This is a genomic window from Thalassolituus sp. UBA6592 (assembly GCF_002433655.1).
Lineage (GTDB): Bacteria > Pseudomonadota > Gammaproteobacteria > Pseudomonadales > Oceanobacteraceae > Venatoribacter.
Genome location: NZ_DJIO01000161.1, coordinates 1 through 20880, shown reverse-complemented (window position 1 = coordinate 20880; position 20880 = coordinate 1). Strand labels below are relative to the sequence as shown.

The window sequence follows — 20880 nt, the reverse complement described above, 5'->3', positions numbered from 1 at the left end:
TTTCACGCTTAAATGCGTTGAACCATAAAAAAGCCCCATCAGTTTCCTGATGAGGCTTTTATTTACCCTGAAAGGTAAGCAAATCAACCGTTACCAAAATTACCGCTGTTGTAATCAACAATGGCCTGTTCGATCTCGCCCATGGTGTTCATCACAAACGGTCCGTAGTGCGCCACAGGTTCGCGGATAGGAGTACCGCGCAGCAGGATCATGCCGACATCCTGTTTCGCCTTCACTGTCAGGGTATCTGTGCTGCTGAAGATCAGCATCGCTTTCTCCGGCGCCAGGGGGCTGGTGTCCAGCAGGCCCTGATAAACGAAAGCGATGACCTTCTGGTGCTCAGATACTTTAATGGTCAGTTCACTGCCAGCTTCCATATTGATATCGGCGTAAGCCGCGTCAGCGGCAAGTTTGTCCAGCGGACCGCTGCCGGATGTACCGTTAATATTCCAGTCGCCGGCGATCAGTTTGGCTGACCATCGCTCACCGGAAATCTGTGGAATGTCTTCCCTGGGAACGTCACGATAATCCGGTGCCTGCATTTTGTTTTTCGCTGGCAGATTAATCCACAGCTGGAAACCATGCAGTTTTTTCATTTCTCGGGCAGGCATTTCGCTGTGAATTACCCCGCGACCTGCGGACATCCACTGGGCACCACCGCTGTGGATCATACCTTTATTACCCATGTGGTCCTGGTGTTCCAGTGAGCCCTGAATCAGATAGGTCAGAGTTTCCATGCCACGGTGTGGGTGTGGCGGGAAACCACCAATAAAGTCATCCGGGTTATCTGACAGCAGTTCGTCCATCATCAGGAAGGGGTCTGCCCCCGGCTGATTGAACAGGCCGACACGACGGATCTTAACGCCATCTCCATCAGAGGACGGGTGGCTTGGAATAATTTTTTCTACGCTGGAGTGAGTCATTATGCGCTCCGGAATTGTTGCTTTTCTATTACAACAAGATACAGGCTTGAGCGCGGTAAAATGAGCGGATTTTTTCGCTGGGTTCTTTCGAATTTATCTAAGGCTGGAAGCTGGCCGCCGGCATATCAGGAGGTAAAGCGGAAGTCAGAGCATGGTCGTCAGACCGCGCTCTGTGCTTCCACCTGTTCATCCAGCCCCTGGATGATGGCTTCTTTCAGTCGCTGGCATTCTTCGACATCGGAGTAAGGGTTACCATTTTCATCCAGGATGAAGAAGATATCCGATACCTGCTCACCTTCGGTGAGAATTTTCGCGCCCTGCATCTGCGCGCCACGTTCGGCGAAGATGGCTCCCATGCGTGCCAGCAGGCCCGGTCGGTCAGCAGCAATCACTTCCAGAACAGTACGCTGCATCACCGGGTCATTGCTCATCGACACCCGTGTCTTCACCTTAAACTGTTTCAGGGCCCGTGGTGTGCGGCGCTGAATGATTGTTGTGTAGTCATCCGGGTCGGCGAGGGCTTCGGCCAGTGTGCTGCGGATCTGTTCGATGCGCTTCGGATCGGATATCGGCTTGTTGTTCTCATCCAGCACGATATAGGTATCCACCGCGTTCAGTTCCGTTTCTGACGTCATAATCCGCGCATCCTGAATGTTCAGGTTGAGCTGGTCGAGGGTGGCTGTTGTCGCGGCGAATAAGTTGAGCTGATCTTTCATAAAGATAAAGATCTGGGTTGCGCCTTCAAATTCGCGGTCAGAGGTCTGCCGGATCGATACCAGAGGTTTGCTGCTGTCACCGTGGGCATGAATTGCCAGTGTCTGCCAGACGATGTTCTCCGTACCTTCACGCAGGAAGTAGTCATCACCCGGTGTGCCCCAGATCGCCAGTACCTGTTCTTCGCTCAGGCCCTGCTTCTGCAGTTCAGTCATGGCGTCCCGCTGTACTTCAGCAATAACGTCTTCTTTGTGTTTTGGATTTCCCAGGCCGCGGCGGAAGGCATCCTGCGTATTACGGAACAGGTTACGCATCTGCTCTGCACGCCAGCCGGTCCACAGCTTGGGATTGGTGCTGACGGTATCGGCCACAGAAATCAGGAACAGCATTTCCAGATGATGCTGGTCGCCGACTTCCTGAGCGAACATGTGAATATCATCCGGGTTGTTCAGGTCGAGACGCTGCGCTGCGTTGGACATCAGCAGATGGTTTTCACACAGCCACACCACCATGTGCGAATCGGTAGGGCGCAGGTTGTGCTGACGACAGAAAGCGGCGGCAATTTCGCCACTGTTGGCGGTGTGATCGCCTTCCATGCTCTTGCCTGCATCGTGCAGCAGAGCCGTCAGGTAGAGTATTTCTTTCTTCTGTACCCGGTGAATCAGACGTGAGGCTATCGGATAGCGTTCACGCACATCGCCAAAGCGCAGCTGGCGCAGGAAACGCATCATACGGAAGCTGTGTTCATCGACGGTATAAATGTGCAGCAGGTCGTGCTCCATCATGCCGATGATGTGACCAAACTCCGGAATGTACTGGCCGAGGATGCCGTAACGCATCATACGCGTCAGCTCACGTACCACGCAGGAGCGGTTGGTAACGATCCGCATAAAAATGCGGTTGTTTTCCGGATTGCTGCGGAAGGCATCGTCAATGCAGCCGCGCTGATCACGCAGTGCGCGGATGGTATCTGAGTGAATACCTTTGGCGTCCGGGAGTTGTGTCATCAGCAGGAAGACTTTCAGCAACCAGACAGGTTCACGACTGAAAATGTCAGGATCATTGGCCTGGAGATAGCCGTTAGTGAGAACGAAGTGTTCATTCAGGGTTTCCACTTCGCACACTTTACCGGCTTTCATAAAGTCTTCGTTAAAGTGCAGCAGCAGCAGGTCAGTCAGCTCAGTAGTGGCCAGCTGGTTGCGGTAGAAGCGCGACATAAAACGCTCAACGCCGAGCATTTTCTTATCGCTGTGAAAGCCCAGCAGATCGGCAATTTCCCGTTGCAGGTCAAACAGCAGGCGGTCTTCTTCCCGCCCGGCAAGCATGTGCAGAGCGAAGCGCACCTGCCACAGGAAAGTGAGACTGTTCTGCAGTCGTTCGCGTTCGAAAGCGGTCAGGAATCCCTGTTCTTCCAGTGCCTGCAGCTTGCCCTGGCCAAAATGGCGCATGGTTACCCAGGTAACGGTCTGAATGTCGCGCAGGGTTCCGGGAGAGTTTTTGACATTGGGTTCGAGGTTGTACTCGGCCTCGTTGTGCTTGTCGTGGCGCTCCTGCAGTTCCTGCCACTTGGCTTTGAAGAATTCCTGCGCCGGCCAGATGTGTTGCGGCGATGTGCGTTCTTTCAGCTGTGCCAGCAGGCTGGCGTCACCGGCCAGTGAGCGGGTTTCCATCATATTAGTAATGATGGTCAGGTCTTTACTGGCTTCGGTAACGCATTCGTCCAGGGTACGCACGCTGTGGCCTACATCAAGTTTGATGTCCCACAGCAGGGTGATGAAGCTTTGCAGCTGCTCACCATGGCGGTTAATGCTGTCTTCGTCTTTGCACAGCAGCAGCACGTCGATGTCAGAGTGTGGATGCAGTTCTCCGCGGCCATAGCCGCCTACTGCCAGCAGGGCGAGGTCCTGGTCTGGTAAACCGGCATTGCGCCACAGAACATTCAGTACCTGATCAATGGTCGCTGCCCGGTGGCGGACCAGCAGGTTGGCGTCCAGTGTTGCACGGAAGTAGGCGTAAGCCTCTTCCTGAATGCGCTTAAGGACTGGTTTGATCACCGGAATGGGTGATGGGGATTGCTTCAGATCCTGAAGTAACTGTTCACAGTCGATCGATGGCAGAGCCGGTGCTTTGTTATCCATATCAGATCTGGTACCGCTCTTCATCGGAACGCAGGGTGAGGATTTCCACGCCGGTTTCCGTTACGAGCAGAGTGTGTTCCCACTGAGCAGAAGGCTTGCGGTCTTTGGTAACCACGGTCCAGCCATCTTTCATCAGTTTATTAAAGCGAGACCCCTGATTGATCATAGGCTCGATGGTGAAGATCATACCTGCCTGCAGTTCCAGGCCGGTTCCCGGTTTGCCGTAATGCAGAACCTGGGGATCTTCGTGGAATTCTTTGCCGATGCCGTGGCCACAGTACTCACGCACCACGGAGTAGTGGTTGCCTTCGGCATGTTGCTGAATGGCATGGCCGATGTCACCCAGGCGAACGCCGGGCTTAACCATATCAATACCAATGTACAGGCATTCCTGGGTGATCTCGACCAGGCGTTTGTTGGCCGGGCTGACTTCACCGACATAAAACATGGCGCTGGTGTCTCCGTGGTAGCCATCTTTGATCACAGTGATGTCGATATTGACGATATCGCCTTTCTTCAGCAGCTTGTCGTCGCTGGGGATACCGTGACAGATCACCTGATTAATCGAGGTACAGATGGACTTGGGAAATCCGCGGTAGTTCAGCGGTGCCGGAATGGCATCCTGCTCATTAACGATGTAGTCATGGCAGATACGGTCCAGTTCGCCGGTGGATACCCCGGGTTTGACGTGTGGACCGATCATTTCCAGCACTTCAGCCGCCAGCCGGCCGGCGATGCGCATTTTTTCGATGTCTTCAGCGGATTTGATGTTCACACTCATGGGATGCCAATTACCTGATTACGGGGAAAAACGTCCGGTATTGTACTGGTTACGGGCGCCGGATTGAACCAATGGAGTGTCCGTATCCGCCATATCCTGTATCCGCTGCCGGTAAAGGGTGTCTGGCGCAGGTTTCGTACTGGCCATGGTTGGCGAAAAGTGGTATAAAGCGCCCGCGCTCAAAGCTCCGCCGTTCCGGGTATACCGGATACTGCGTAAAAAATGACACACACATACCGCAACACTGCGCCGGGGTGCCTGAGAAATCGGGTCGGTCAGGTGGGTATGTGGAGGCCTAACCCAAATTTAAAGGTAAAGACACATGGCACAAGTAAGCATGCGTGACCTGCTGAAAGCAGGCGTTCACTTCGGTCACCAGACCCGTTATTGGAACCCGAAAATGGGTAAATACATTTTCGGTGCCCGCAACAAGATTCATATCATCAACCTGGAGCACACTGTTCCAGCTCTGAACGAAGCCCTGCAGATCGTTGAAGGTCTGGCTCAGCGTAACAACAAAGTACTGTTTGTTGGTACCAAGCGCGCCGCCGGCAAGATCATGAAAGAACAGGCTGAACGTTCTGGTATGCCTTTCGTTGCTCACCGCTGGTTGGGCGGTATGCTGACCAACTACAAAACCATCCGTCAGTCCATCAAGCGTCTGCGTGACCTCGAAGCGCAACAATCCGATGGTACTTTTGAACAGCTGACCAAAAAAGAAGCTCTGATGCGCTCCCGTGAAATGGAGAAGCTGGAGCGTTCTATCGGCGGTATCAAAGACATGGGTGGTCTGCCTGACGCACTGTTCGTAATCGACGTTGATCACGAGCGTATCGCTGTTCAGGAAGCCAACAAGCTGGGTATCCCGGTTATTGGTGTTGTTGATACTAACTCTAACCCAGATGGTATCGACTACGTTATCCCAGGTAACGACGACGCGATCCGTGCAATTCAGATCTACGCTGGCGCAATTGCTGACGCAGTACTGGAAGGCAAACAGTCTAACGGCGTAGCCGCTGACGAGTTCGTTGAAGTTGCTGAAGAAGCACCAGCACAGGAAGCCGCTGAGTAATCACAGCCGCTGACCGGAAAAGGGGGCTTGCCCCCTTTTTTTTAAGGTTTATTCAGGCTTGCAGGATGTACTGCGGGTCTGCAGACAGATTCAGAAAATTAAGAGGATTACACACATGGCAAACATTTCTGCCGCAATGGTTAAAGAGCTGCGTGAACGCACTGGTCTGGGCATGATGGAGTGCAAAAAAGCACTGGCTGCTAACGACGGTGACATCGAAAAAGCGATTGAAGACCTGCGTAAAAACTCCGGCCTGAAAGCAGCTAAGAAAGCTGACCGTGCAGCTGCCGAAGGTAAACTGCGTATTGAAGTTCAGAACGGTGTTGCATTCGTTGTTGAAGTTAACTCTGAAACTGACTTCGCTGCCGGCGACTCTAACTTCGGTGCTTTCGCAGACTCTGTTCTGGCCAAACTGGTTGCCACTAAAGAAACTGACGTTGCCAAACTGATGGAAGGCGAACTGGAAGAAGCCCGTATGGCTCTGGTTCAGAAAATCGGTGAAAACATCACTGTACGTCGTCCTGCAGTTATCGAAGCGCCTGTTGTTGGTGCTTACCTGCACTCTAACGGCAAAGTTGGCTGTATCGTTGCTCTGACTGCTGGTGATGAAGAACTGGCTAAAGACATCGCGATGCACGTAACTGCTTCCAGCCCACGTGTTGTACGTCCTGAAGACATGCCTGCTGATGTTGTTGAGAAAGAAAAAGACATCATCAAGGCTCAGCCTGATATGGAAGGCAAGCCAGCTGAAATCGTTGAGAAAATGATGGGCGGCCGTATCAACAAGTTCCTGAAAGAGAACAGCCTGGTTGAACAGCCTTTCGTTAAAAACCCAGACGTAACTGTTGGTAAGCTGGCGAAAGACGCTGGCGCTGAAATCATCAACTTCCTGCGTCTGGAAGTAGGTGAAGGTATCGAAATCGAAAAAGTTGATTTCGCTGCTGAAGTTGCTGCACAGCTGAAAGGCTGATGCTGTACGGGTGGTGAACACATAGCGAGATACACAGAACTATGGGGTCATACACCCACCCAAATATGCCGGGCTTGCCCGGCATATTTGTATAAAAATCACGGATTTTGACGAAACCGTTATTCCGTGACAGGAACCCGCGTTACCATAGCGGGCGCCGGAGTCTGACTGAGCGGCAGACACCGGTATGGGCAGGAGCCCCTTCAAATCAGGCACAGCCTGAAGCTGCAGACAGATAATCGATTCCGGAGAATGCCATGGCCGAGCAAAAAAGCGCTAAATACAAACGTATCCTGTTAAAACTGAGTGGTGAAGCCCTGATGGGTGAGATGGATTTCGGTATCGATCCGAAAGTCCTCGACCGTATGGCGCTGGAAATTGCTCAGCTGCGTGGTATTGGCGTTCAGGTTGGCCTGGTAATTGGTGGTGGTAACCTGTTCCGTGGTAAGGCATTGAGCGAAGCTGGTCTTGACCGTGTTGCCGGTGACCACATGGGTATGCTGGCAACTGTGATGAACGCGCTGGCCATGCGCGACGCTCTGGAACGTGCCAGTATGCCGACCCGCGTGATGTCCGCTATTCCGATGAGCGGTGTGGTGGATCACTACGACCGCCGCAGCGCAATCCGCGCTCTGGATTCCGGTGATGTGGTTATTTTCTCTGCCGGTACCGGTAACCCGTTCTTTACAACCGATTCAGCTGCCTGTCTGCGTGGTATTGAAATCAATGCGGATCTGGTTCTGAAAGCAACAAACGTCGATGGCGTGTATACTGCCGACCCGAAAAAAGATCCGACGGCAGAAAAATACGACCGTCTGACTTACGAAGAAGTGCTTGAGAAGCAGCTGGGTGTGATGGATCTGACCGCTATTGTTCTGGCTCAGGACCACAAAATGCCGCTGCGTGTATACGATATGAATGAGTCAGGAGTGCTGGCCCGTCTGATGACTGGCGGTAGCGACGGCACCCTGATTGTAAGTGAGGAATAATAACGATGCTGAATGACATTAAAAAAGACGCTCAGGAGCGTATGGGTAAAAGTGTTCACGCACTGATCGAAGCGTTTAAGCGTGTACGTACCGGTCGTGCCAACCCTGCCATTCTCGATAACGTTATGGTGGATTACTACGGCAACCCGACGCCTATTTCTCAGGTCGCCAACATTATTGTTGAAGATGGCCGCGCGCTGGCAATTAACCCATGGGAAAAGAACCTGGTGCCAGCCATTGAAAAAGCCATTCTGAAATCGGATCTGGGTCTGAACCCGGCAACTAACGGCGACACCATTCGTCTGCCAATGCCGGCTCTGACCGAAGAAACCCGTAAAGACTACATCAAGCAGGCCCGCTCCGAAGCGGAAAAAGGCCGCGTATCTGTGCGCAACATCCGTCGTGATGCCAACAGCACAGTAAAAGATCTGCTGAAAGAAAAAGAGATCTCTGAAGATGAACAGCGTCAGTCTGAAGATGAAATTCAGAAACTGACCGATAAATTCATCGCTGAAATCGACTCTCTGCTGGCGGTCAAAGAAAAAGACCTGATGCAGGTTTAACCGGCCGTATTGTATGTCGACCAGTATTGACGACTCACAGGCCGTCAGCGGTCAGGTACCGCGCCATGTTGCCATCATCATGGATGGCAACAACCGCTGGGCCAAGCGCCGCTTTATGCCAGGTGTTGCCGGGCATAAAGCCGGTGTTGATGCCGTGCGCTCAGTGGTGGAAACCTCTATGCGTCATGGCGTTGAGGTACTGACCCTGTTCGCTTTCAGCAGCGAGAACTGGCGTCGTCCGCAGGACGAAGTCAGAGCGCTGATGCAGCTGTTTGTTATGGCCCTGGAAAGGGAAGTGCGCAAGCTGCACCGCAACAATATCCGTCTGCAGGTGATGGGAGATGTCACCGGCTTCTCCCCGCGACTGCAGACGCTGATCCGTGACGCAGAAGAACTTACCGCCCAGAACTCCGCCATGACCCTGGTGATTGCCGCCAATTACGGTGGTCAGTGGGATATTGCTCAGGCGGCGCAGAAAATCGCGCTCGACGTTCAGGCCGGCAAGCTGGCTGCTGCGGATATCAATGAGCAGGTGTTTCACCGATACACCTGGCTGCATGAGTTACCACCACCGGATCTGCTGATCCGTACCGGTGGCGAAATGCGCATCAGCAACTTTATGTTATGGCAGACCGCTTACTCTGAATTCTACTTCTCCGACGCTTACTGGCCGGATTTTAAAGAAGATGAGTACAACAAAGCGTTAGCCGCATTCGCTGACCGCACCCGACGCTTTGGCCGTACGGATGACCAGCTTGAGGATGTAAAACAAGGTGTTTAAGGAACGTGTACTGACGGCACTTGTGCTGGCGCCGATCATGATAGGCGGTATCTTCTTTCTGGAAGATAAACCTTTCGCTCTCTTTATTGCTGCGATTGCCACCATTGGTGCCTGGGAATGGGCCAATATCGCTGGCTATCAGAAGAACTGGAGTCGCATTGCTTACGCATTCGCGGTTTTTGTGTGTCTTTACATCAGTGCCCGCTTCCTGCGTGTACGCCCTGAATATCTGGTGTATTACCTGGCCGTCGGCACCCTCTGGTGGGTGGTCGCCTTTGCTCTGGTAAAACGCTATCCCGGTGGTACCGATATGTGGACGGCACGGCCAATCCGCGCCTTGCTCGGTCTTTGTGTACTGGTGCCTATGTGGGTTGGCTTTATGCATCTGAAAACCCAGCCGCACAGCTCTCTGCTTATTATTTATGTCATGCTGATTGTTTGGGGTGCTGACACCGGCGCTTATTTTGCCGGTAAGCAGTGGGGCAAAGCCAAACTGGCACCGCACGTCAGTCCGGGTAAATCCTGGGCCGGCTTCTGGGGCGGTCTGGTAACCACCATTGTGATTGCGCTGATCTTTGGCTTCTGCATTGATCGCTGGTTACAGCCGATGGATGGCTCTGATGTGATCCGACTGCTGTTCATCACCGTTATTACCATGGTGATCTCGGTGCTGGGTGATCTGGTGGAGAGCATGATGAAGCGTCACCGTGGTATCAAAGACAGCTCCTCCCTGCTGCCGGGTCATGGCGGCGTTCTCGACCGTATCGACAGCATGGCGGCAGCGGTTCCGGTATTTGCTTTCTGCATGATGCTGCTGGGCTGGGGTCTGGTGAAATGATCCGCCAAATCACTGTGCTCGGATCAACCGGTTCGATTGGTCAGAGCACACTGGATGTCGTTCGCCGTCATCCTGATCAATATGCCGTATTTGCGCTCAGTGCTGCCCGCAGTGTTGAACGCATGCTGGCCGATATTGAAGAATTCGCTCCACGCTATGTCGTCATGGCGGAACCGTCTGCCGCTGCTCAGCTGATGGCTGAGCTGGCGCCTGAATGCCGCACGGAAGTACTGACCGGCACAGATGCGCTGGCCATGATTGCTTCTCATAGTGATGTTGATCAGGTCATGGCCGCTATTGTCGGCGCCGCAGGCCTGTTGCCAACGCTTGCTGCAGCGCAGGCCGGTAAACGCGTGCTGCTGGCCAACAAAGAAAGCCTGGTAATGGCTGGACCGCTGTTTATGCAGGCCATCAAACAGGGCGGTGCCGAGCTGCTGCCTATCGACAGTGAGCACAACGCTATCTTTCAGTCGCTGCCGGAATCTTACGATGGTGACTTCAGCGCATTCGGCATCGAGAAAATTCTGCTGACCGCATCCGGTGGGCCTTTCCGGGGCTGGACGGCGGAACAGCTGCACAATGTAACCCCTGCCCAGGCCGTTGCTCATCCGAACTGGTCTATGGGGCAGAAAATTTCCGTCGACTCAGCCACCCTGATGAACAAAGGGCTGGAGCTGATCGAAGCCTGTTTCTTATTTAACTGCCAGCCTGATCAGGTGCAGGTCGTCGTGCATCCGCAGAGTGTGATTCACTCTATGGTGCAGTACTGCGACGGTTCAGTGATTGCCCAGCTCGGGCAGCCGGATATGCGTACCCCGATTGCCTATGGTATGGCGTGGCCAAACCGGGTTGCCGCCGGCGTGGAGTATCTCGATCTGTTCCGCATTGCGACGCTGAATTTTGAAGCACCGGATGCAGAGACGTTTCCCTGTCTGACACTGGCCGATACCGCCTTCCGTCAGGGCGGTACCATGCCCGCGGTGCTGAATGCTGCCAATGAGATTGCCGTTGCAGCATTTCTTGCGGAACAAATTCCCTTCACCGGTATTCCAAGTCTGATCGCCCAGGTCATGGAAAAGCATCAGCCGCAGCCGGTCATTTCTCTTGATGCTGTTCTGGACGCCGACCAGTGGGCACGAGAAACAGCCAGATCGCTGATTAATACACAACAATCTGTGGAGATGCCGGGGTGACAGTTCTGTACTTCATTATTGCTATCAGTGTACTGGTGGTTATCCATGAATACGGGCACTTCTGGGTGGCGCGTCGTTGTGGCGTGAAAGTTATCCGCTTCTCTGTGGGGTTCGGTAAGCCGTTCTGGTCGTTCCGCGACCGTCACGGTACCGAATTCTCGGTCGCTCCAATTCCGCTGGGCGGCTACGTCAAAATGGTCGATGAGCGTGAAGGCGATGTACCGCCGGAACTGCTCGATCAGGCCTTCACGCAAAAGCCGGCCTGGCAGCGTATTGCCATTGCTTCGGCGGGTCCGCTGGCCAATTTCATCTTTGCCTTTATCGCTTACTGGTTTATCGCTGTTGCCGGCACCACAGGTGTGGCTCCGGTGGTGGGTGAGCTGAAAGCCGATGGTCCGGCAGAAATGGCGGGTGTACACACAGGTGATGAGATCATCGCCATCAATGGTGAAGAGGTTTCTACCTGGCAGGAAGTCAACTGGGAACTGGTGGGCTACATCGGCGAAGATACCGAGCTGAATATCCGCCTGCTGTCAGAAAGTGGCGGCCAGCGTGAAGTACAGATTCCGGTTTACAGCTGGTTGGCCGATCAGGATACGCCAGACCCGATGACCGCACTGGGCGTTGAGCCACGCCGTCTGCAGCTTGACCCTGTGATGGGCACCATTGAACCCGGTGGCGCCGCAGAACGTGCCGGTATGCAGCTGGGTGACCGCATTCTGGCGGTTGACGGCCGGGCAGTGAACAGCTGGGCAGAGTGGGTTGAGGAAATCAAAGTTGCGGCCAACAAACCGCTGTCTGTGCTGGTGGAGCGTAACGGTCAGGAAACCACACTGAATCTGACGCCGGCGGCGAAAGATCGCGATGGTGAGCAGATCGGTTATGTCGGCACTGCGCCGGTTATTCCTGAGGTACCGGAATCCTGGCTGCGTACCAGCCACGCGGGATTTTTTCAGGGAATCTGGATCGGTCTGAGCAAGACCAGTGATTACATAGTGTTCACTCTGGAATCCCTGTGGAAAATGATCGCAGGTGATGTATCAGTAAAGAACTTGAGCGGTCCTATTACCATTGCTAAAGTAGCCGGCGCTTCAGCGTCTGGCGGCTTAGAGTCTTTTATCAGTTTCCTTGCTTTGTTGTCTGTTTCACTGGGCGTACTGAATCTTTTGCCTGTGCCCATGCTGGATGGCGGGCATATCGTGTTTTATCTCGCCGAGATGATCCGCGGCAAACCGCTTCCGGATAAAGTACAGGATGTTGCAGTCAGGTTTGGCTTAATGCTGATTATGAGCCTGATGCTGGTAGCTTTTTACAATGATATTAGCCGGCTGTAATTGCTGCCGGATACGACTGGATAACGATTTTCATGCGTTCTTTGCTGTTTACGCTTTTACTGGGGGCTTTCTCCGCTACCGCTTCTGCTGAATCTTTTGTGGTTTCTGACATTCGTCTGGAAGGCCTGCAACGGGTTTCGGCCGGTACAGTTTTTGGTACCTTCCCGGTGAATGTGGGTGAAGAAGTGGATGAAGCCTCACTGGTGGCTGCTTCCCGCTCGCTGTTCAAATCCGGTCTGTTTAACGACGTTAAACTCTACCGCGATGGCTCCGTTCTGATTGTGCAGCTGGTGGAGCTGCCAACCATTACCGGTATCGAGATCGACGGTAACAAAGCCATTCAGACCGAAATGCTGATGGACGGTCTGAAGCAGTCCGGTCTGGCTGAAGGTCTGGTGTTCAAACGTTCGACACTGGAACGTATCGCGCTGGAGCTGGAGCGTCAGTACGTATCTCAGGGCCGTTATGACGCCAACATCGATACCGAAGTCGTGCGTCTGCCGCGTAACCGTGTGTCACTCCAGATTCATGTGGATGAAGGCAACGTTGCCAACATCGAGCACATCAATATCGTCGGCAACGACGAATTCAGCGATGACGAGCTGCTGAAGCAGTTCTCTCTGCAGACCACTAATTTCTGGTCCTGGTACGCCAGCGACAACAAATACAGCCGCGAGAAGTTAGCCGCGGATCTGGAAACCCTGCGCTCCTGGTATCTGGACCGCGGTTATATCCGCTTCAATATTGAATCCACTCAGGTTTCTGTATCGCCGGAAAAAGACGGCGTCTACATCACCATCAACGTCACCGAAGGCGATGTATACAGCATTAATGATATGAAGCTGGCCGGTAATCTGGTGCTGGATGAAGACGAATTCACCCGTCTGTATCTGCTGAAGAAGGGCGATACCTTCTCCCGTCGCCGTGTCACCAGCAGCAGCGATCTGATGTCGCGCCGTCTGGGTAACGATGGTTACACTTTTGCCAAGGTAGACGGCATTCCCAGGATTAACGATGAAGATAAAACCGTTGATCTGACCTTCTTTGTTGAGCCGGGCAAACGTACCTACGTGCGCAGTGTTCAGTTCACCGGTAACGAAAGCACCAAAGATGAAGTGCTGCGCCGGGAAATGCTGCAGATGGAAGGCGGCTGGGCCTCAACTGAAAAGATCAACGCCGGTAAAAACCGTCTGAATCAGCTCGGTTTCTTTAAAATGGTCAACGTTGAAACGCCGGCCGTGCCGGGTACCGACGACCAGATCGACGTGAACTACAACGTTGAAGAACAGCTCAGCGGCAGCCTGAACTTTAACGTCGGTTATGCCGGTGGCAGCGGTATGATTCTGGGTGCCAGCATCAGTCAGAACAACTTTATGGGAACCGGTAACCGTATGTCGCTGGGCATGCAGAAGAACAATACCGTACAGTCCTATAACTTCTCTTATATGAACCCGTACTACACCATTGATGGTGTGAGCCGCGGCTTCAACCTGTTCTACCGTGAGACGGATTACTCCAGCCTGAATACCGTATCCGATTACCAGACCAATACCCTGGGTGGTAACGTAACTTACGGCTACCCGATTTCCAGCCGCCAGCGCCTGTCGTTCTCGGTTGGTTATCAGAATACCGAAATGTTTGAAGGCACTACGGTTCCGGCAGAAATCATCGACTTCCTCGATAACGAAGGTGACAAGTTCGATGAGTACACTCTGGGTCTGAACTGGCGTTACTCCAGCCTCAACCGCGGTATGTTCCCGACCGCTGGTATGGAGCAACGACTGTCTGCGGACATTACCGTGCCGGGCAGTGACCTGACCTATTACAAACTGGGTTATACCGCCAACTACTACTTCCCGATTGCCGGTGAGTGGTCACTGCGCCTGCGTACCGATCTGGGTTATGGTGACGGCTATGGTGATCAGAAGCGTCTGCCATTCTTCAAGAACTTCCGTGCCGGTGGCGGCGGCTCTGTACGTGGCTATACCAGCAACAGTCTGGGGCCAAAAGGTCTGCCGGAATACACTGTGGTCGAAGTGGCCCAGCAGGATGCCAACGGCGATGTACTGTATGAACTGGATGAGCTTGGCCGTCCGATTGTTGATGAGTCTGCACCAAGCGTGGTTTACGTAACCGACGCTGACGGCGCTGCGGACCCGATCAGCAACCCGAACCACTATCGTCCGCTGTATGAAACTGACGGGAACGGCTCGGCCGTGACGGCTCCACGCTACCTTGAAAGTGAGCGTGCGCTGGGTGGTAACATGCTGGTGGAAACCAGTGTTGAGCTGATCTTCCCGTTCCCGTTCATCGAGGACCGCAGCTCGGTACGCAGCGTGGTGTTCTTTGATGCCGGTAACGCGTTCAGTGACGAATGCTATGTGCCGAATGATCCGGACATTCCGACGCTGACCAAACACCCATACTGTGATTCCGGCGTTGATCTCAGCGAACTGCGTCTGAGCACCGGTGTTGGCCTGACGTGGATTACCGCGATCGGACCACTGACATTCACTTATTCATTCCCGCTGAATGATGAACGTGGTGATGATACTGAAGGCTTCGAGTTCTCTCTTGGCCAGGTTTTCTGATAACAAGAATCTACACAAAACGACATAGGAGTCTGAGGATGCGTTGGTTATTAATGGTTTTAGCGACAGTCTTTGTTCAGGTCGCCGCAGCAGAAACAAAAATTGCCGTAGTAGATATGGAGCGTGCGCTGTTCCTGTCTGATGCTGCCAAATCGTCTTATCAGCAGTTTCAGAATGACAACAAACGTGATGTTGATCAGCTGAAGAGTCTGGAAGCGGATCTGATCTCGATCCGCGAGAAAAGGGAGAAAGACGGTGCGGTAATGAGCACCGACGAGATGAACAAGCTTCAAAGCGAATTTGAAGAAAAAGGGAAAGAATATCAATTTTATCAGCGTAAGCTGCAACAACTTGACCAGAAATGGAAGAGAGATTTTTTCCAAAGTAAATTGCCTGACCTCGAGAAGTTGCTTAAGGCAATCATTGATGAAGGTGGTTATGATGTGGTCTATCAGGCCGGTGCCGTGGTTTACGCAAACCCGGATCTGGACCTGACCAAGTTGTTGCTGGAACGACTGAACGCCAAGTAAGTGGTTTCCGACACATGACCAAACAATTCACCCTGGCTGCATTGGCAGAAAAAACAGGCGCCGAACTCAGAGGCGACGGCAGTACCGAAATCACAGGCGTAAACACCCTGAAAGATGCTGCCGCCACTGAAATTGGCTTCCTGGCCAATGCCAGCTATCGGCCGCAGCTGGCAGATACCCATGCTGCTGCCGTAATCGTAAGCCCCGACGTTGCAGACGATGTACCGTGTGCAGCGTTGGTACTGGACAATCCATATCTTGGATTTGCGCTGGTAACACAAATGTTTGATAACCGCCCGCAGGGCAGTGCCGGAATACACCCCAGCGCTGTGATTGCGGACACGGCTGTTATCGGTAACAACGTCAGTATTGGTGCTAACGTGGTTATCGGCGAGCATTGCCATATTGGTGACGATTGTGAAATCGGCACCGGGACCGTAATGAACGCTCACTGTGTGGTAGGGCAGGGATGTCTGCTGAACGCGAACGTAACCCTTTACCACAATGTGGTGATGGGAGACCGGGTAAGGATTCAGTCCGGTGCTGTAATTGGCGGCGATGGCTTCGGCTTCGCTCCGGCTAACGGCAAATGGACCCGTATCGCTCAACTCGGCGGTGTTAAAATCGGCAATGACGTGGAAATCGGTGCGAATACCTGTATCGACCGCGGCGCGCTGGGTAATACCGTAATCGGTGATAACGTTATTATTGATAACCTTATCCAGATTGCACATAACGTTCAGATTGGTGATGGTTCTGCCCTTGCTGGCAACGTCGGTATTGCAGGCAGTGCTACCATAGGGAAAAACTGCACCATCGCAGGTGGAGCCGGTATTTCCGGACATATCACCCTGTGCGACGGCGTACACGTTGCTGCTATGGCTCTGATCAGTAAGTCGATTACTGAGCCCGGAGCGTATGGCAGTGGTACCGCGCAGATGCCATTTAACGAATGGCGTCGCGCAGCGACCCGTTTCCGGCAACTGGATTCTATAGCCAAGCGGCTACAACAGTTAGAGAAAGGCCAAAAAGGTAAATCTTGATGTCCGCAGAAAGTATTCAGCAAATCCATGAATTCCTGCCACACCGTTATCCGTTTCTGCTGGTCGACCGTATCAAAGAGGTTGATCTGGAAGCTGAAAACGGTGCGACCATCCGTGTTCTGAAGAACGTCACCATTAACGAAGAGTTCTTTAACGGACACTTCCCGGGACATCCTGTTATGCCTGGCGTACTGACGCTGGAAGCCATGGCTCAGGCAGCTGGCCTGCTGGGATTAACTATGCTGGGTGAGAAACGTAAGCCGACCACTCTGTATTACTTCGCAGGTGCGGATCATGTACGCTTCAAGCGTCCTATCGGCCCTGGTGATCAGATCATCCTCGAAGCGCGCTTTGTCAGTGGACGTCGCGGCATGTGGAAATTTGATTGTCGTGCTTTGATCGACGATAAAGTAGCATGTGCGGCCGAAATTACCTGCGCAGAGCGAGATCTGGAGCATACATGATTCATTCAACTGCCATTGTTGATCCATCCGCCAAGATCGGAGCCGATGTCAAAATCGGCCCGTACGCCATCATTGGCGCGGATGTTGAAATCGGTGACGGTACGGAAATTGGCCCACACGTAGTCGTGAACGGGCCGACGACCATTGGTAAAAATAACCGCATATTCCAGTTCGCCAGTGTTGGCGAAGAGTGCCAGGATAAAAAATATGCCGGTGAACCGACCACTCTGGTGATCGGTGATAACAACGTAATTCGTGAAGCCTGTACGCTGCACCGCGGCACAATACAGGATAATGGCACCACGATTATCGGCAGTAATAACCTGTTTATGGTGAACGTACACGTTGCCCACGACTGTATCGTCGGAGACAACTGTATTCTCGCCAACGACACCAACCTTGCAGGCCACGTAAAGATCGGCGATTACGCTATTCTTGGCGGGGCAACTCAGGTGCATCAGTTCTGTTCCATTGGCGCGCATTCCATGTGCGGCACCGGAACCGTTGTGCTGAAAGATATTCCGGCCTACATCATGGCTCAGGGCTATCCGGCAGCGCCACACGGTATTAACAGCGAAGGTCTGAAGCGTCGTGGCTTCAGCAAAGACAGCATCCTGAACCTGCGTAAAGCCTACAAAACCCTGTACCGTCAGAGCCTGACGCTGGCCGAAGCTATGGAAGAGCTCGAATCAGTGGCCGCCGCCGACGCTGCAGTGGCAGTACTGACTGACAGCATCAAAGCTGCAACCCGGGGCATTATCCGCTAGTGCGTATTGCAATTGTGGCCGGTGAAACCTCGGGCGATATGCTCGGGGCCGGGTTGGTCAAATCTCTGAAAGAACGTTATCCCGATGCCGAATTCGAAGGCATCGGCGGTCCGCTGATGCAGGCGCACGGCTTTAACAGCTTTGTGCCAATGGAGCGGCTGTCGGTGATGGGGCTGGTGGAAGTGCTCGGGCGTTTATTTGAACTGCTCAAAGTCCGCCGTGATCTGATCAATCACTGGATCAAAAATCCCCCCGACGTTTTTATTGGCATCGACGCCCCCGACTTTAACCTCACATTAGAAGAAAAGCTGCGTGCCGCCGGAATTACCACCGCGCATTACGTCAGCCCTTCGGTGTGGGCATGGCGTCAGAAACGTGTGCTGAAAGTTAAACGCGCGGTCGATCTGATGCTGACCCTGTTTCCGTTTGAAGCACGGTTTTACGAAGAACACGACGTTCCGGTTAAATTCGTCGGCCACCATCTGGCGGATAAAATCCCGTTTGAAACGCCCACTGCGCCAGCACGTGAACAACTGGGCCTGGATAAAGACAGCAAAGTCGTGTGCCTGATGCCAGGCAGCCGCGGCAGCGAAGTCCAGCGTCTTGGCGAACTGTTTCTGCGTACGGCGGAACTGATGCGCCGTAAACGTCCGGAACTGCAGTTTATTATTCCGGCGGCATCGGTAGAGCGCCGTAATCAGATTGAAGCTCAGCTGGCCGACTACCCGGTGAATCTGCCGGTAAAAGTAGTACTCGGTCAGTCCCACACCTGCATGACCGCAGCCGATGCGATACTGCTGGCCTCTGGTACCGCCACGCTGGAAGCCATGCTGCTGAAAAAGCCTATGGTCGTTGGTTATGCTGTGGCACCGCTGACATACCATATTCTTAAACGGCTGGTGACTCAGCCGCATATTTCTTTGCCCAATTTATTGGCTGGACGCGAGCTGGTGCCGGAATATATCCAGCACGAAGCAACCGCCGAGCATTTATCCGAAGCCCTGCTGGTGCGTCTGGAAGATTCTGCAGCCATGCATCAGCTGCACGAAACCTTTCTGTTTATTCACCGTCAGCTGAAACGTGATGCCGACAACGAAGCCGCTGCCGCCATTGCTGAACTGATTGATAAACGTCAGGCGGCGAAGTAAAACCCATGACGGTACAGACAGAAGCTGAACAACAGTTGCTTGACGACGGTATTCCATACTGCGGCGTCGATGAAGCCGGCGCCGGTCCATTGTGCGGGGATGTGGTTGCGGCAGCAGTGATTCTTGATCCGCAGAATCCCATCGAAGGTCTCACCGATTCGAAAAAACTCACGGAAAAAAAACGCGAAAAATTATTCGACGAAATCCGTGAGAAAGCACTCGATTATTGTATCGCCCGCGCCAGCGTTGAAGAAATCGACGAAATAAATATCTTAAATGCCCGTATGCTGGCCATGAGTCGTGCCATAGAAGGCTTGCAGTTGCCCTGTGTGCATGCCCTGATCGACGGGAATAAAGCACCGGAAACCACACTGGAAACCACCACCATTATCAAAGGTGATGCGTTGGTGGCCGCCATTTCTGCAGCATCGGTATTGGCCAAAGTTCAGCGCGACCGTGAGATGGTTATTCTCGATGAAAAATATCCAGGCTACGGTTTTGCCAAACACAAAGGCTATGGCACCAAAGCCCATCTGGATGTTTTAAAAGAACTTGGCCCCTGCGAAATTCACCGCCGCAGTTATGCACCGGTTAAAGCGCTGCTTAAAAACAGTGATTTCTGATTTTTAATATCGTTTCTTGATGATCCATCGGCTATATCTGTATTTGCTGGGTATTTCTTGCCAATTTTCTATGATGTCAGAAAGCTGTGTAATGGATGTTATGATTAAGATGTTTTTTTAATTAAAACTATTGACCGTATGGCGTGGGGTAGATAGTTTATGACTGATTTTTAAGTAAAAGGACTTTTATGAAAATTATATTATCTTTGGCGGTGGCCTTGTTGTCCGGTTGTTCTGCTATTGGGGGTACGGATAGCTCTCAAATCTATATGCGAACCCCAGGTTTCAGTATTTCATTACCAGAAGTAATGGTTAAAGAGGCATCCTTTTATTCCGCCGGAGATATGTCCATATCGGTTAAGATGGCGAATGGACATACTGTTTTTGCTCAGACCATAACCAGGGAGCTGGAGGGGTTCGACGAGTATTTCAATTTACAGGACTATCCGCTTTATGTTTTTGGTATTAAAGACTTCAGTGACCTGAAAGGGTTGGATAGGGAGCGCTTTAGCGGTAGTTATGAAATATATAAAGCTACCTATGACCTGGATGCTGTCTCTGTCTTAAATGTTGATGGTGATAATAAAATTTATTCTGTATGCGGCCTGGGTGAATGCCTCGGCTTTTTGGTTGATGTTCAGAAACCGGATTATATATTGATGGTTAATAGTTCGGGTTTGAATGAAATGCAATTCAGATCTATTATGAAAGGAATCTAAGATGTTGTCTGTAGAAGAGAAAGAACGTTTGTATGGTTTTATTGTTGCCGTTATTGGTGAGGATTCATCAATTAAGGCTTATCAATCGTCTTTTAATGAAAGAACCGTAGAGGTTGTTGAGGGAATGATTGAAAGAAATAAAACCTGTAACGCAAATATGAAAAAGTTGGTTACTGATCTTATGTCTGGCTCGTCTTTCTTTACAAAAGGTTGGCTAAGGAAGCTCATTAAAAAGAGTAAAAAGTCGGTATCTAAAGCGGAGTTTAAAGGATTGGGTTGTTTAGTTGCGACAAAGTCTGCATTTAAAAATGCAATTATTGCTTCGACAATTTAAGTTCTTCTGTGGATCAACGTCAGGGGGCTGCTAAGTCGATACCCAGTGACCGGTAAATGCTGGATAATCTCCAGCATTTACGGTTATACGGTCGTATATATCTCTATGAAGGCTTATTTTCGGCTGCCCTTTGATGCCTTGAAGGCATAGTGCAAGGGGTGCAGATTTCATCCCGTATAGGTACGATATTTTAGGTTTTATAAACCAGAAATGTTATCCGACCAGCGCGGGTTGAAAATTAAAAGTCAGTTTTAATCTCAAAAGTTATGTAGATACCATTTCTCCCAACCGCCCACAACACCAAAACAAATCTGCACCAGCTTGCGCATCGCTGCGCCAAGCGCCTGCATTTTACTTTTTCCATT

The 20880-nt window shown here is 52.2% G+C and carries 20 protein-coding genes; 17 read left to right on the top strand and 3 right to left on the bottom strand.

Translation table 11 applies throughout. The features are described 5' to 3' along the window. Positions 1–83: 83 nt before the first annotated feature. The 3 genes from B2Z72_RS16365 to map form a co-directional block, all read right to left on the bottom strand. Positions 84–923, bottom strand: a complete 840-nt coding sequence (locus B2Z72_RS16365) for a pirin family protein (RefSeq protein WP_297005307.1) — start codon at positions 921–923, stop codon at positions 84–86. A gap of 158 nt (positions 924–1081) precedes the next feature. Further along, positions 1082–3775, bottom strand: a complete 2694-nt coding sequence (gene glnD / locus B2Z72_RS16360) for a [protein-PII] uridylyltransferase (protein WP_297005304.1) — start codon at positions 3773–3775, stop codon at positions 1082–1084. Between the two features lies 1 nt (position 3776). Then, positions 3777–4556 carry a type I methionyl aminopeptidase gene (gene map, locus B2Z72_RS16355; RefSeq protein ID WP_296982659.1) on the bottom strand — a complete coding sequence of 260 codons (780 nt, stop codon included), beginning with the start codon at positions 4554–4556 and terminating at the stop codon, positions 3777–3779. 322 nt (positions 4557–4878) lie between these two features. Between map and rpsB the strand changes: the two genes are divergently transcribed. The 17 genes from rpsB to B2Z72_RS16270 all read left to right on the top strand — a co-directional run bounded on the left by rpsB (position 4879) and on the right by B2Z72_RS16270 (position 20515). Beyond that, positions 4879–5628: a 30S ribosomal protein S2 gene (gene rpsB, locus B2Z72_RS16350; RefSeq protein ID WP_296982658.1), complete on the top strand. Its 750-nt coding sequence runs from the start codon at positions 4879–4881 to the stop codon at positions 5626–5628. Between the two features lie 115 nt (positions 5629–5743). Beyond that, a complete protein-coding gene (tsf, locus tag B2Z72_RS16345) occupies positions 5744–6598 on the top strand; it encodes a translation elongation factor Ts (protein ID WP_296982657.1) in 855 nt (284 codons plus the stop codon). Between the two features lie 257 nt (positions 6599–6855). Beyond that, on the top strand, positions 6856–7587 hold the full coding sequence (gene pyrH, locus B2Z72_RS16340) for a UMP kinase (protein WP_296982656.1): 732 nt from the start codon (positions 6856–6858) through the stop codon (positions 7585–7587). 5 nt (positions 7588–7592) lie between these two features. Continuing rightward, the gene (frr, locus tag B2Z72_RS16335) at positions 7593–8150 is read left to right on the top strand and encodes a ribosome recycling factor (protein WP_296982655.1); all 558 of its coding nucleotides are present in this window, start codon (positions 7593–7595) and stop codon (positions 8148–8150) included. Positions 8151–8163: 13 nt separating this feature from the next. Further along, positions 8164–8931, top strand: a complete 768-nt coding sequence (locus B2Z72_RS16330) for an isoprenyl transferase (protein ID WP_296982654.1) — start codon at positions 8164–8166, stop codon at positions 8929–8931. After that, positions 8924–9769, top strand: a complete 846-nt coding sequence (locus tag B2Z72_RS16325; RefSeq protein WP_296982653.1) for a phosphatidate cytidylyltransferase — start codon at positions 8924–8926, stop codon at positions 9767–9769. Before B2Z72_RS16330 ends, B2Z72_RS16325 begins: the two co-directional genes overlap by 8 nt. Then, positions 9766–10962 (top strand): 1-deoxy-D-xylulose-5-phosphate reductoisomerase, encoded by a 1197-nt coding sequence (gene ispC, locus B2Z72_RS16320; protein ID WP_296982652.1) that lies wholly within the window; start codon positions 9766–9768, stop codon positions 10960–10962. Before B2Z72_RS16325 ends, ispC begins: the two co-directional genes overlap by 4 nt. After that, the gene (rseP, locus tag B2Z72_RS16315) at positions 10959–12296 is read left to right on the top strand and encodes an RIP metalloprotease RseP (RefSeq protein WP_297005300.1); all 1338 of its coding nucleotides are present in this window, start codon (positions 10959–10961) and stop codon (positions 12294–12296) included. The genes ispC and rseP overlap by 4 nt, the downstream gene beginning before the upstream one ends. Positions 12297–12328: 32 nt before the next feature. Further along, positions 12329–14887 (top strand): outer membrane protein assembly factor BamA, encoded by a 2559-nt coding sequence (gene bamA, locus B2Z72_RS16310; RefSeq protein WP_296985289.1) that lies wholly within the window; start codon positions 12329–12331, stop codon positions 14885–14887. A 38-nt stretch (positions 14888–14925) separates the two neighbouring features. Then, the gene (locus tag B2Z72_RS16305) at positions 14926–15417 is read left to right on the top strand and encodes an OmpH family outer membrane protein (protein ID WP_296985286.1); all 492 of its coding nucleotides are present in this window, start codon (positions 14926–14928) and stop codon (positions 15415–15417) included. Positions 15418–15431: 14 nt separating this feature from the next. Then, on the top strand, positions 15432–16460 hold the full coding sequence (gene lpxD, locus B2Z72_RS16300) for a UDP-3-O-(3-hydroxymyristoyl)glucosamine N-acyltransferase (protein ID WP_296981750.1): 1029 nt from the start codon (positions 15432–15434) through the stop codon (positions 16458–16460). Next, the gene (gene fabZ, locus B2Z72_RS16295; RefSeq protein WP_296981751.1) at positions 16460–16924 is read left to right on the top strand and encodes a 3-hydroxyacyl-ACP dehydratase FabZ; all 465 of its coding nucleotides are present in this window, start codon (positions 16460–16462) and stop codon (positions 16922–16924) included. The genes lpxD and fabZ overlap by 1 nt, the downstream gene beginning before the upstream one ends. Beyond that, positions 16921–17691 carry an acyl-ACP--UDP-N-acetylglucosamine O-acyltransferase gene (lpxA, locus tag B2Z72_RS16290; RefSeq protein ID WP_296981753.1) on the top strand — a complete coding sequence of 257 codons (771 nt, stop codon included), beginning with the start codon at positions 16921–16923 and terminating at the stop codon, positions 17689–17691. Before fabZ ends, lpxA begins: the two co-directional genes overlap by 4 nt. Next, the gene (gene lpxB, locus B2Z72_RS16285; protein WP_296981755.1) at positions 17691–18839 is read left to right on the top strand and encodes a lipid-A-disaccharide synthase; all 1149 of its coding nucleotides are present in this window, start codon (positions 17691–17693) and stop codon (positions 18837–18839) included. The genes lpxA and lpxB overlap by 1 nt, the downstream gene beginning before the upstream one ends. A gap of 5 nt (positions 18840–18844) precedes the next feature. Then, a complete protein-coding gene (rnhB, locus tag B2Z72_RS16280; protein ID WP_296981756.1) occupies positions 18845–19462 on the top strand; it encodes a ribonuclease HII in 618 nt (205 codons plus the stop codon). Positions 19463–19650: 188 nt separating this feature from the next. Continuing rightward, the gene (locus B2Z72_RS16275; RefSeq protein ID WP_296981758.1) at positions 19651–20181 is read left to right on the top strand and encodes a hypothetical protein; all 531 of its coding nucleotides are present in this window, start codon (positions 19651–19653) and stop codon (positions 20179–20181) included. Position 20182: 1 nt separating this feature from the next. After that, on the top strand, positions 20183–20515 hold the full coding sequence (locus B2Z72_RS16270; RefSeq protein ID WP_296981760.1) for a hypothetical protein: 333 nt from the start codon (positions 20183–20185) through the stop codon (positions 20513–20515). The last annotated feature ends 365 nt before the right edge of the window (positions 20516–20880 follow it).